Raw genomic sequence first — 13,029 nt, forward strand, 5'->3', positions numbered from 1 at the left:
TTCCCGAGGACGAAATATTGCGTGAGGTCTACCCGCTGGACGACCTCGAGGGCGCCGAGGAACGTCTACGCATGTTCCTCGAGCAGTACTGGGGTGGCCCGCGGACCTACTCGGACCGGCGCGGCCACCCGCGGCTGCGGATGCGGCACGTCCCGTTCCGGATCACGCCCATCGAGCGCGACGCCTGGCTGCGGTGCATGCACACCGCCGTCGCGTCCATCGACTCGCACACCCTCGACGACGAGCACCGCCGGGAGTTGCTCGACTATCTGGAAATGGCGGCCCACTCGCTCGTCAATTCGCCGTTTTGATGCCAACCGAACGGAGCAGCATGAGCCCCGAGCCGTGGTGGTCAAGCGCGGTTTTCTACCAGGTGTATCCACGGTCGTTCGCCGACAGCGACGGTGACGGGGTCGGCGACCTGGACGGCGTGACGGCCCGGCTGGGGCACCTGGAGCGCCTCGGCGTGGACGCGATTTGGCTCAACCCGGTCACCGTCTCGCCGATGGCCGACCACGGCTACGACGTCGCCGATCCCCGGGACATCGACCCCCTGTTCGGCGGGATGGCCGCGATCGAACGGCTGATCGCCGCGGCCCACGGGCGGGGCATGAAGATCACGATGGACGTGGTGCCCAACCACACCAGTTCGGCGCACCCGTGGTTCCAGGCGGCGCTGGCCGCGGGCCCGGCCACCGACGCGCGGGAGCGCTATTTCTTCCGCGACGGGCGGGGCGCCGTCGGGGAACTGCCGCCGAACAACTGGACGTCTGTCTTCGGCGGACCGGCATGGACGCGGGTGGTCGAACCGGACGGCAATCCCGGCCAGTGGTATCTCCACCTGTTCGACGCCGAGCAGCCGGATCTCAATTGGGAGCATCCGGATGTCTTCGACGACTTCGAGAAGACGCTGCGCTTCTGGCTGGAACGCGGCGTCGACGGCTTCCGCATCGACGTGGCGCACGGGATGGCCAAGCCACCCGGCCTGCCGGACTCGCCGGACCTCGAGGCGAAAGTGTTGCACCACACCGACGACGACCCGCGCTTCAACCACCCAAGCGTGCACGAGATTCACCGCGACATCCGCAGGGTCGTCAACGACTATCCCGACGCGGTGACCGTGGGCGAGGTGTGGGTGACCGACAACGTCCGCTGGGCGGAGTATCTGCGGCCCGACGAACTGCATCTCGGCTTCAATTTCCGGCTGACGAAGATCGACTTCGACGCGGCCGAAGTCCGTGCGGCGATCGAGAATTCACTGGCGGCGACGGCCATCGAAAACGCCATCCCGACCTGGACGCTGTCCAACCACGACGTGGGCCGCGAGGTGACCCGGTACGGCGGCGGCGAGATCGGGCTGCGCCGGGCGCGGGCGATGGCGATGGCGATGCTCGCCCTGCCGGGCGCCGTATTCATCTACAACGGTGAGGAACTCGGGCTGCCCGACGTCGAACTGCCCGACGAGGTCTTGCAGGACCCGACGTGGGAACGATCGGGACACACCGAACGCGGCCGCGACAAGTGCCGGGTTCCGCTGCCGTGGTCGGGCGACGCTCCCCCGTTCGGGTTCTCGACGAACGCCGACACCTGGCTGCCGATGCCGGCGGAGTGGGCGGCGCTGACCGTCGAAAAGCAGGATGCAGACCCCGGCTCGACCCTGTCGTTCTTCCGTCGCGCGCTCGAATTACGCAGGAAGCGAGCGGAATTCGATGGCGGCGACATCGAGTGGCTGACCGCGCCGCGGGACGCCCTGATCTTCCGGCGCGGTGGCGCGGGTGTGGTGTGCGCGCTGAACGCCGGCCGGCGCCCGATTGCGTTGCCGCCGGGCGAACTCATCTTGGCCAGCGCGGCGCTGGACGGCGGCAAGCTGCCGCCCGACTGCGCGGCGTGGGTGGTCTGAGGGCGCGGCTCAGCTTGATCAGCGCAGCACCAGCGCCGCGTGGGCGCGACGCCGGTGCACCGAGCCGAACTTGGCGTCGAGGCGCAGCCACGCCGGCAGTATCCGCACCCGGATGATCTCGTCGGCGTCGATCGCATCCGGCGATTGCGGCAGGAAACCCATTGCGGTCAAGGCGAACACGCAGCGCATCGGCAGCCCGACGCTGACATCGGCGGCGCTGACCCGGATGACCTCCTGGTCGAGCAGCGAAACCGGCGGGCCGTGGGAACTGCTGTGTTCCTTGGCAAGTCGCGCGCCGCGTTGCGCCAGATCCAGCATCACTCGGGCCGGCACGTCGTCGAGATGGGTGAAGCCCGATTCCGGAGGCAACGCGGTTCGCCAGGCCGAATCCATGGAGAAGCCGGGATCGACGTAGCCCGAGTCGTCCATCGCGGACAGGCCGCGCGCCAACGCGTCCGCGGCGACGGTCAGGTCCCCCGGCCGCACCCGGCCCACCACCACCCGGCTGGCCAGCACGTCGAAACCCGTTGCCACCCATGCCGTGAGCAAGCCGGCGGATCGGGCGCGGAGCCGAACGACCGCGGCGTCGTCGAGCCGCGTCGCATGGTCGACGAACGCAGCCAGGTCCGCGCGGTGGGCGTCCATTCGCTCCGGGCCCAGCCACAGTCCGCGCTCGGCTACCGCATCCAACGTTGCAGATACTCCCGATGCTGTGGGGACAGCCGCACCAGCCGCTGCTCCTCGATGTGAACCGCGGCCAGCTGCGACTCGGCGACGACGGCGGGCTTGGACTCGGGATCTGCGGCCACCGAGCGCACCTCGTAGCCGAGCGTGAAGTCGACGGCCCGCAGCCGCTTGGTCCAAATGGTCACCTGCAGAGGCGAATCGGCGAGCCGCAGCTGATCCTTGTACGTGACGCGGACATCGGCGATCAGCAGGCCGATGGTCGTGATGTCGGCCGCGAAGGGTTCCTTGAGGAACGGAACCCGCGCCTCCTCCAGGAGGGTGACCATCGTGGCGTGGTTGATGTGCTGGTACATGTCGATGTCCGACCAGCGCACCGGCACGGGCGCGACGAATCCAGCGCTCAACTCGACGATCCCCTGCCGCTGGTGCGGGTCATGCGGCGGATCTGCCGCGCGGCCACCGAGAGGGTCGCGAGATCCTTCGCGCCGCTTTCCTGGATCTCGGTGAGCGTCCGGCGGGCCCGCTCCACCCGGGACGCGCTGATGTGTTCCCACTCCCCGATCTTCTCTTCACCGCTCTCGTCGGGTTCCCCGACGGCCAGCACGTCGAAGCACAAGGACCGTAGTGAGGCGTAGATGTCGTCACGAATCGCCAAGCGCGCCAACGAATGCCAGCGGTCTCGTCGGGGTAGCTCGGAAACCGCGGTCAGCAGACTGTCGGTGCCCAGCCGGTCCATCAGGGCGAAGTAGGTGTCCGCGACTTCGGCGCTGTCGATCTCGGTGATGTCGGCGATGTCGATGATGTCGAGCAGGCTGTAGCGATACAGCCCGGCGGCGACCCGGTAGGCGAGGTCCTTGGGCGCACCCTGTGCCGCGAATTCCGCGGCTTCCTTTTCGACGATGGCCTTGTCGTCGCCGCGCAGCCACTCCGACATCCGCGGCGTCAGCGCCTTCACCTTGGCGGCGAATCGGTTGATCTCGGCGCCGACGGCCAGCGGCTGCGGTCGATAGTTGAGCAGCCAGCGCCCGGCGCGGTCGATCAGCCGGCGGGTGTCCAGCGTCATCCGGTCGGACAGCGCGACCGGCATGCCTGCCGCGCGGATCCGCCGCCAGATGTGGCCCACACCGAAGATGGCGTCGGTGGCCACGTAGGTACGTATCGCATCGATGGGCCCGACGCCGACGTCCTCGGTGATCCGGAAGGCGTAGCTGATGCCGGCGGTGTCCACCAGATCGTTGATCAGCATGGTGGTGACGATCTCCCGGCGCAGTTGATGTGTGCGGATCTCCGGGGTGAACCGCTCCCGCAGCGGCTTCGGGAAGTATTGCGGCAACCGGGATGCGAACACGTCCTGTTCAGTTAGCTCCGTGGTCAGCATCTGCTCTTTGAGTCCCAGCTTGACGTGCGCCATCAGCGTGCAGAGCTCCGGAGAGGTGAGCCCGAGACCGGCGTCGAATCGCCGCGCAATTTCCTTCTCCGACGGCAGCGCTTCCAATTCGCGGTTCACGCCACGCTCTTCGACCAGGTACTTGATTTGCATCGCGTGCACCGGAAGCAGGCTGGGCGCGTTGGCACGGCTGGTGCCGATCAGATCGTTTTGGTCCTCGTTGTCGGTGAGCACCAGTTGCGAAACCTCGTCGGTCATCGACTCGAGCAGTTGTTTGCGTTCGTCGGCCTTGACCTTGCCGGCGGTGACCAGCGAGTCGATCAGGATCTTGATGTTGACCTCGTGGTCGGAACAGTCCACGCCGGCGGAGTTGTCCATCGCGTCGGTGTTGATGCGCCCACTGGTCAGGTCGAATTCGACGCGGCCCAATGCCGTCACGCCGAGGTTGCCACCTTCGCCGATGACCTTGGCGCGCACCTGGTTTGCGTTGACCCGCACCGGATCGTTGGCGCGGTCGCCGACGTCGGCGTCGGACTCGGTTTCGGCTTTGATGTAGGTGCCGATGCCGCCGTTGAACAGCAGATCCACCGGCGCTTGCAGGATCGCCTTGATCAGGTTGGGCGGGGCCATTTCGGTGACGTCGCCGTCGATGCCCAGGACGTCGCGCACCTGCGGGCTGACCGGGATGGCCTTTTGCTCGCGGCTGTACACCCCGCCGCCCTCGCTGATCAGCGACTTGTCGTAGTCGTCCCAGCTCGACCGGGGCAGGTCGAACATCCGCTGGCGTTCCCGCCACGACGCCGCGGCATCCGGGTCCGGGTCGAGGAAGACGTGCCGGTGATCGAAGGCGGCGAGCAGCCGGATGTGCTTGCTCAGCAGCATGCCGTTGCCGAACACGTCGCCGCTCATGTCCCCGATACCGACGACGGTGAAGTCCTCGGTCTGGGTGTCCACGCCCATCTCCCGGAAGTGTCGCTTGACCGCCTCCCACGCGCCCTTGGCGGTGATGCCCATGGCCTTGTGGTCGTAGCCCACCGATCCGCCGGAGGCGAACGCGTCACCCAGCCAGAAGCCGTAGGACTTGGCGACGTCGTTGGCGATGTCGGAGAACGTGGCGGTGCCCTTGTCGGCGGCCACCACGAGGTAGGCGTCGTCGCCGTCGCGCCGGATGACTTCCGGTGGCGCGCTGACCTTTCCGGTGGCGTGGTCGACGTTGTCGGTGACGTCGAGCAGCCCGGAGATGAAGAGCTGGTAGCACGTCACGCCTTCGGCGCGCAGCGCGTCACGGTCGGCGGCGGCATCCCCGGTGGGCAGCGGCGGGCGCTTGAGGACGAACCCGCCCTTGGCGCCGACCGGCACGATGACGGCGTTCTTCACCGCTTGCGCCTTGACCAGGCCCAGGACTTCGGTGCGGAAGTCGTCCCGGCGATCCGACCAGCGCAGGCCGCCGCGGGCCACGGGGCCGAACCTCAGGTGCACGCCCTCCACCCGCGGCGAGTACACGAAGATCTCGTACTTGGGGCGCGGCAGCGGCAGCTCTTCGATCAGTTGGGCGTCGAGCTTGAGCGCCAACACATTGCGTGCCCGGGCCGAACCCTCCCGGGTCACAAAGTAATTGGTTCGCAGCGTGGCCTGCACCAGCGACGCGAACGCGCGCAGCACACGGTCGGTGTCCAGGCCCACCACCGCGTCGATGTCCGCGGCGACCGAGGCCGCGGCCGCTTGCGCGTCGCGGCTCGTCGGCGATCCCGACGCGCGGGGGTCGAAGAGCGCCTCGAACAACTGCAGCAGCGATCGCGCGGTGGAGGGGTGGTCGTTGAGCACGGTCTCGATGTGGGACTGGCTGTAGGGAAAGTTCGCCTGCCGTAGGTATTTTGCGTAGGCGCGGATCAGCACCACCTGCTGCCACGTCAGGCGGGCGCGCATGACCAACTCGTTGAACCGGTCGATCTCGACGCGGCCCTGCCAGATCGCGGTGACCGCGTCGGCGAATCGCTCTGCGGTGGAATCCCTTTCGTCCGCGGTCTTGGCAAGCGGGATCGTGGGGTGCGGTTGGATCTTGAACTGGTAGATCCATACCGGCAGACCGTCCGGCCGGGTGACGGTGAACGGTCGCTCCTCGAGGACGACGACGCCCATGCTTTGCAGCATCGGCAGCAGCTGGCTCAGCGAGGCGGTGTGTCCACCCAGGAACCAGGTCAGTTGGGCGACACCGTCTTCGCCGCGGTCGGAGAACACCAGCTTGACCGAGTCCTCGGTCAGCTCGTTGATGATGGCGATCTGCTGGATGGCGTCGTCGGGGGGGACGGCCTGTTTGTAGGCCTCGGAGAAGGCGGCCGCGTAATGCTCGGCGTCGGCATGCGCGGTGGTACCCGCCGCGCTGGCCGCGATCAGGCGGTCACCCCAGGTCCGGGCGGCCTCGCTCAACAGTCCCTGGATACGGACGCGGTTGGTTTCGGAAACGTCGACCGCGGCGGCGTTTTCGGGCAGCCGCACCATGAAATGCATTAGTGCCCAGGGTGATTCGCTGACGCGGGCGGTGAATTCCAGTCGCGTTCCCCCGAACTCGCGAACCAGGATGTCTTCGATCTGCAGCCGAACCGCGGTGGTGTAGCGATCGCGGGGCACGTAGACCAGGCAGGACACGAAGTACTGCAGGCGATCGGCGCGCACGAACAACAGCGCGCGCCGCTGCGATCCCAGATCCACCACGGCCTTGGCCAAAGCGAAGAGCCGCTCGGCGCTCAGCGTGAACAGCTCCGAGCGCGGGACGGTTTGGATGACGTCGAGCAGCAACTGGCCCGGGTGTGCGGGATCGTTGTCGGCCATCGCCAGCGCCTCGCGGACCCGGCGGGAGATCGACGGAATCTCCAGGACGTCGGCGTTCATGGCGGCGACGGTGAACAGGCCGACGAAGCGGTGCTCGAGAACGCCGCCGTCGGTGTGTTCGCGAATCGCGATGGCGTAGGGGTACGCGCCGTAGCGCAGGTAGCTGCCGACGACGGATTGCGCCAGCACCAGCAGATGGTCGTCGTCGGTCAGTCGCGGACGGGAACCGGTGCGGGTGCGCAGGACGCCGAGACTCGGTGACCCGTCGCTGGAGACCAGGCCCTCGTGCACCCGGCAACGCTGGTAGCCCAGCAGCAGGAAGTTCCCGTTACCCAGCCAGCGCAGCAGGGCCGCGACGTCCTCGCGGTCCGGCGCCGTGTAGTGGTCGCCCGCGTTGGCCTCGACGTCGGCGGCCAGGCCGCTCAGGGTGGCGATCAAGGCCGCCGCGTCGCTGGCGACCTGTTGAACGTCGGCGAGGACCTTTGGCAGCAGCCGGTCGACCTCGGCGAGGGCCTTGGTATCGACCGAGGGCGACAGCTGGATGTGGATCCACGCCTCGCCGACGTATTGCGGCGCGCCGGGCGCTTTCGGTTCGACGCTGAGCAACTCCCCCTCGGGGTTGCGCCGCACCGCGAACACCGGGTTCATGATCGCCGTGTAGTCGACCCCGAGCCGATGCAGCAGCACCGTGATCGAGTCCATCAGCATGCCGCCGTGATCGGTGACGACCTGCAGCGCGGGCCCGAATCCGGCGGGATCGTCCGCCGGATGGACGCAGACACAGTTGCCGCCGGCCGGGCGGCACTGGCCGAGCCGGTAGTGGGCGCTCAGCATCTCGGGGGTCACCATGGCGACCGGGATGCTCAGGTCGATGGGACCGGTTTCCGTGCCCGGCTCGTCCCGGTGGGGGCCTCGGTAGCTCTCGATGTAGGCGGTCGCGATCCAGTCGGGAATGTCCTGAGGGTCGGTGAACGTGGTCCAGGGCTTGAGTTCGTGCTTAGCTCCGGGATCGATCGCCATGCCGATTGCTCCCAACTCGCGACGGACGCCACTGCGCTCGATCGCCCCACTCCAGAGCGGCCACTGCGACCGCGGCGTCGTAGGGCGTCGGCAGAGCCGACACTAGTCGCGTGTGAGCTTGCGGTGGGTCACTCTGTGCGGCCGGGCGGCTTCTTCGCCGAGCCTTTCCACCTTGTTCTCCTCATACGCGCCGAAGTTGCCCTCGAACCAGAACCACTTCGCCTCGTTGTCGTCGTCGCCCTCCCACGCCAGGATGTGCGTGCACGTCCGGTCCAGGAACCAGCGATCGTGCGAGATCACCACGGCGCAACCGGGGAATTTCTCCAGGGCGTTTTCCAGCGAACCCAACGTCTCGACGTCCAGGTCGTTGGTCGGTTCGTCCAGCAGGATCAGGTTGCCGCCCTGCTTGAGCGTCAGCGCGAGGTTGAGCCGGTTGCGTTCGCCGCCGGACAGCACGCCGGCGGGCTTTTGCTGGTCGGGACCCTTGAACCCGAACGCCGACACGTAGGCCCGCGACGGTACCTCGGTCTGGCCGACCTCGATGTAGTCCAGCCCGTCGGAAACGACCTCCCATACCGTTTTCTTCGGATCGATGCCGGCGCGGGTCTGGTCCACATAACTGAGCTTGACGGTCTCCCCGACCTTGACGGTGCCGCTGTCCGGCTGCTCGAGCCCGACGATGGTTTTGAACAGCGTGGTCTTGCCGACCCCGTTGGGACCGATGACGCCCACGATGCCGTTGCGCGGCAGCGTGAAGGACAGATCCTTGATCAGGGTGCGGCCGTCGTAGCCCTTGTCGAGGTGTTCGACCTCGACGACCACGTTGCCCAGCCGCGGCCCGACGGGAATCTGGATCTCCTCGAAGTCGAGCTTGCGTGTCTTCTCCGCCTCGGCGGCCATCTCCTCGTAGCGCTGCAGGCGCGCCTTGCCCTTGGCCTGACGGGCTTTGGCCCCGGACCGGACCCAAGCCAGCTCCTCGGTCAATCGCTTGTGCAGCTTGGCGTCCTTGCGGCCCTGCACCGCCAGCCGCTCGGCCTTTTTCTCCAGGTAGGTCGAGTAGTTGCCCTCGTAGGGGTACGCGCGCCCGCGATCGAGTTCCAGAATCCACTCGGCGACGTTGTCCAGGAAGTAGCGGTCGTGGGTGACCGCCAGGATCGCCCCCGGATAGGCGGCCAGGTGCTGTTCGAGCCACTGCACACTTTCGGCGTCCAGGTGGTTGGTGGGCTCGTCGAGCAGCAACAGGTCGGGTTTGGACAGCAACAGCTTGCACAGCGCCACGCGGCGTCGCTCACCGCCGGAGAGATTCGTCACCGGTTCGTCCGGCGGCGGGCAGCGCAGCGCGTCCATGGCCTGCTCCAGCTGCGAGTCGAGATCCCACGCGTCGGCGTGGTCCAGCTCCTCTTGCAGCCGGCCCATTTCCTCCATCAACTCGTCGGTGTAGTCGGTCGCCATCAACTCGGCGACCTCGTTGAAGCGGTCGAGCTTGACCTTGATGTCGCCCAGGCCCTCCTCCACGTTGCCGCGGACCGTCTTCTCCTCGTTCAGCGGCGGCTCCTGAAGCAAGATGCCGACGCTGGCGTCGTTGGCCAGGAAGGCTTCGCCGTTGTTCGGCTTGTCCAGACCGGCCATGATCCGCAAGACGCTCGACTTACCGGCCCCGTTGGGACCGACGACACCGATCTTGGCTCCTGGGAAGAAGCTCAAGGTGACGTCGTCGAGGATCACCTTGTCGCCGTGCGCCTTGCGGACCTTCTTCATCGTGTAGATGAACTCAGCCATGCCGCGGGTTTGCCTTTCTGGTCTTGCAGATTTACCTCGACCATCCTAGGCATCGCCCGGCGGACCTAGCGGGGCCCCCAAGCCGGCGGCTAGGCCGAGAGGGGCAGCGGGCCGTCGCCCTCGGCGCCGTCGGACGGGGTCGGGTCGCCGGCGGAGTCGTTGGCGGTGTCGGTCGCGGAGTCGTTGGCCGTCGAGTCCCCGTCGGCGGGCGCGGCCTGGTCCGTGCTGGGGCCGGTATAGCCCGGCTTCTCGATGCGCACGATCGCCCGCGACACGTCCGGTCCCACGGAGGTCGCCCGCATCTCCAGCGAGGAGCGGCGGTTGCCGTCGCGGTCCTCGTATTCGCTGGTGTACACGTAGCCCACCACGATCACGGGCGCGCCTTTGCCCAGCGCGGCCCCGACCCCGGTGACCAGCTTTCCCCAGCAGTTGACGGTGATGAACAGTGAGTTGCCCGGCTCCCAGTTGCCGTCGCCGTTGCGTCGGCGCGAATTGCTGGCCACGCGGAATTTGATGACCTCCTGATTGCCGACCTGGCGGCGCTGAGGGTCGTTGACGATGTGACCGACGACAGTGAGCGGCGTTTCGAACATTGGCTTGTCCCTTCTGGTTTTGCTATCTCTTCGCGCGGTGAGCGCGCCCTATCTGGCCGCCATTTAGCGCCGTGCCACCGACGGGTTCCGTGCCAAATCAGGCCCAGTCGGCAAACCTGTTGAAAGAACCGTGACTGTGGATAGCCTGCTGGCGTGAACGCGCCAATCAGGCTGTCTCGCTTGACGAATGATGGTGGTCACACCCTGGCGCGGTTTTGGGTGGCCGGGATTTGTCGTACCCCTTTGTGATGATGGGGTCATGTCTTCGACTGCATCGCTTGTCTCGGTGGGGTTGAGTCCTGCTGAGCGCTTGGAGGTGCTCTTTGAGGAGTTGGCGGAGTTGTCCGGTCAGCGCAATGCGATTGATGGGCGCATCGTGGAGATTGTGGCCGAGATTGATCGCGACGGGCTGTGGGGAGCCACCGGGGCGCGCTCGGTGCCGGCGTTGGTGGCCTGGAAGACGGGCTGCTCACCGGCCACTGCGCACACGATCGCTACCATCGCGGCCCGGCTGGCGGAGTTCCCGCGGTGTGCCCAGGGTATGCGGGAGGGCTGGCTGTCGCTGGATCGGGTGGGCGTCATCGCAGCGCGGGGCGGGGCGGGATCTGATGAGCATTACGTGCAGTTGGCGCGGGTCGCCACGGTCACTCAGCTGCGCACCGCGGTGAAGCTAGAACCGCGGCCCGAACCCGATTCTTCACCGCAACCGCAGCCCTCGATCACCAAGACGACCGACGAGCAGTCCAGTTGCTACCGGATCAGGCTTGCTCACGATGAGGCGGCGAAGTTCGACGCGGCGCTGGCGTCGCATCGTGAGGCGCTGATCGCCGAATGGAAACACGATCACGAGGACCGTGGGCGGGCATCGGATAACGCGCCGCCGTTGCCGAACACCGCCGCGGCGTTTATGCGTCTGGTCGAGACCGGATGGGACGCCGAGGTGGCCCGCCGCCCGCATGGGCAGCACACCACTGTGGTGATGCATCTCGACACCCAGGCGCGCATCGGCGCGCTGCATCTGGGTCCGCTGTTATCGGACGCCGAACGCCGCTCCCTGTCCTGTGATGCCACCTGTGAGGTGTGGTTCGAACGTGCCGGGGAGGTTATCGGCGCCGGCCGCTCGACGCGGCTGATCAACCGCCGTCTTCGCCGTGCGCTCGAGCACCGCGACCGGGCGTGCGTGGTTCCTGGCTGCGGGGCCACCCGGGGTCTGCACGCTCATCACCTCCGCCACTGGGAAGACGGCGGGGCCACCGAGCTGGCCAACCTGGTGCTGGTCTGCCCCTACCATCACCGACTGCACCACCGCGGGGTCATCACCATCACCGGACCCGCCGATGATCTCACCGTCACCGACGACACCGGCCGATTACTAAGCCCCGGATCGCTGGCGCGCCCACCAACACAACCCCCGCCCGCCGTCCCGCCATGTCCCGGGCCTCTCGGCGAACGCGCCGACTGGCGGTGGTATGACCCCTTCCAACCCCAACCACCACCCACAAACAACTAAACTGGTTCACGCGTCAGGGCGAACCTGAAATATATTGGAGCGTAGAGACTTTCGTTGCAGCGCTCCACTAGGAATCATGTGTTCGCCGTTACCTAGCTGCGCGGCGGGGACAAGCGCGCGTGTACCTCAGAAAATTCTTGGGCCGATCGCGAGCCGCCCGCGAACGGCTATGCCTGAGAACGGCTATTTCGTCTCCCCGCCGTCGGCCCCTAGCGCACCGAGACGTGCAGGGTGGGCCGGTAGCTGAGTTCTTGGATGCTGCCGTCGAGTGTTCGACTCTCGATCAGCTCGAGGTCGAAGTCGGCCGCACCCTGGAAGATCCGGTCATCACCGGTCTGACCGGTGATCACGGGAAAGAGCGTCACCTGGACGCGATCGACCAGGCCGGCGGCCATCAACGCGCGGTTCATCGACAGGCTGCCGTGCGAGCGCAACGGCACCTCTGACTCCTCCTTGAGTCGGGCGACGACGTCGACGGCGTCGCCGCTCACGACGGTCGCGTCGGGCCAGTCGAGCGGTGCGTCCAGGGAGGTCGACACCACCGTTGCCGGCAGGTACCTCATCCGCGTGACCCACGGGTCGCGCACCTCGGACTCCTCGGTGCTTTCGGCCAGCATTTGTGCGAATAGCCGATATGTGTTGGCGCCCATGACCATTCGCTGCTTCTCGTCGTACAGGGAGAGGCGGCGATCGAGCAGTTCGGGGCCTTGCTTGCCCCAGTAGCCGCCCCAGTCGCCGCCGCTGACGCCGCCGAAGCCGTCGAGGCTGGAAAAGACGTCGAAGGTGTAGGTGGCGGTCATGATGCTCTCCTCGAGTGCGGTTGCGTGTTGGGGATACAGACCGCAAACCGCGGCGAAACTCACCGCGACGCCGCGACCGTGCACCGCCGGCGTTTGACGAATACTGTGGCTGAACATGAAGTTGCCGCTGTTGGGCCCGGTATCGCTGGCGGGCTTCCAGCACGCCTGGTTCTTCCTGTTCCTGCTGGCCGTGCTGTTGGTGATAGGCATCTATGTCGTCCAGCAATTCGCCCGCCGCCGGCGGGTGCTGCGCTTCGCAAACATGGATGTGCTCGAGCGCGTCGCGCCGCGTCACCCCGGCCGCTGGCGGCACCTGCCCACGATCCTGCTTGCCACATCGCTGGTGTTGCTGACCACGGCGATGGCGGGGCCGACGTCCAACGTCCGGATCCCGCTCAACCGCGCCGTCGTCATGCTGGTCATCGACGTCTCGGAGTCCATGGCTTCCACCGACGTCGAGCCCAACCGCCTCAAGGCCGCCGAGCAGGCGGCCAGCCAATTCGCGACCAGCTGACGCCGGGCAT

Annotated in this window: 9 protein-coding genes and 1 pseudogene; 4 read left to right on the forward strand and 6 right to left on the reverse strand. The window is 67.0% G+C overall.

The features are described 5' to 3' along the window. Together A5744_RS11275 and A5744_RS11280 are read left to right on the forward strand one after the other, a co-directional pair. Positions 1-311 (forward strand): hypothetical protein (locus A5744_RS11275; protein ID WP_076060975.1); only part of this gene is annotated, 311 nt, incomplete at its 5' end. Positions 312-331: 20 nt separating this feature from the next. After that, positions 332-1,900 carry a glycoside hydrolase family 13 protein gene (locus A5744_RS11280; protein ID WP_076060977.1) on the forward strand — a complete coding sequence of 523 codons (1,569 nt, stop codon included), beginning with the start codon at positions 332-334 and terminating at the stop codon, positions 1,898-1,900. A gap of 18 nt (positions 1,901-1,918) precedes the next feature. Here the strand turns inward: A5744_RS11280 and A5744_RS11285 are convergent, their stop codons facing one another. The 5 genes from A5744_RS11285 to A5744_RS11305 all read right to left on the reverse strand — a co-directional run bounded on the left by A5744_RS11285 (position 1,919) and on the right by A5744_RS11305 (position 10,195). Continuing rightward, the gene (locus A5744_RS11285; protein ID WP_139329538.1) at positions 1,919-2,545 is read right to left on the reverse strand and encodes a hypothetical protein; all 627 of its coding nucleotides are present in this window, start codon (positions 2,543-2,545) and stop codon (positions 1,919-1,921) included. A gap of 32 nt (positions 2,546-2,577) precedes the next feature. Beyond that, the gene (locus tag A5744_RS11290; RefSeq protein ID WP_076060981.1) at positions 2,578-2,991 is read right to left on the reverse strand and encodes a thioesterase family protein; all 414 of its coding nucleotides are present in this window, start codon (positions 2,989-2,991) and stop codon (positions 2,578-2,580) included. Next, on the reverse strand, positions 2,988-7,823 hold the full coding sequence (locus A5744_RS11295; RefSeq protein WP_076060982.1) for an NAD-glutamate dehydrogenase: 4,836 nt from the start codon (positions 7,821-7,823) through the stop codon (positions 2,988-2,990). The genes A5744_RS11290 and A5744_RS11295 overlap by 4 nt, the downstream gene beginning before the upstream one ends. Before the next feature lie 102 nt (positions 7,824-7,925). Then, positions 7,926-9,602 (reverse strand): energy-dependent translational throttle protein EttA, encoded by a 1,677-nt coding sequence (ettA, locus tag A5744_RS11300; RefSeq protein ID WP_076060984.1) that lies wholly within the window; start codon positions 9,600-9,602, stop codon positions 7,926-7,928. A gap of 89 nt (positions 9,603-9,691) precedes the next feature. Beyond that, positions 9,692-10,195 carry a single-stranded DNA-binding protein gene (locus A5744_RS11305; RefSeq protein WP_076060986.1) on the reverse strand — a complete coding sequence of 168 codons (504 nt, stop codon included), beginning with the start codon at positions 10,193-10,195 and terminating at the stop codon, positions 9,692-9,694. 259 nt (positions 10,196-10,454) lie between these two features. Here A5744_RS11305 and A5744_RS11310 point away from each other — a divergent pair, with 259 nt between their 5' ends. Next, on the forward strand, positions 10,455-11,705 hold the full coding sequence (locus A5744_RS11310) for an HNH endonuclease signature motif containing protein (protein ID WP_076060988.1): 1,251 nt from the start codon (positions 10,455-10,457) through the stop codon (positions 11,703-11,705). 209 nt (positions 11,706-11,914) lie between these two features. On the opposite strand, the gene A5744_RS11315 is transcribed toward A5744_RS11310, so the two are convergent. Further along, entirely contained in the window at positions 11,915-12,505 is a 591-nt protein-coding gene (locus A5744_RS11315; protein WP_076060990.1) for a dihydrofolate reductase family protein, read from the reverse strand. Positions 12,506-12,620: 115 nt separating this feature from the next. Here A5744_RS11315 and A5744_RS11320 point away from each other — a divergent pair. After that, positions 12,621-13,029, forward strand: a pseudogene (locus tag A5744_RS11320) (BatA domain-containing protein); the annotation flags it as partial.

This window comes from Mycobacterium sp. IS-1264, assembly GCF_001954195.1.
Lineage (GTDB): Bacteria > Actinomycetota > Actinomycetes > Mycobacteriales > Mycobacteriaceae > Mycobacterium.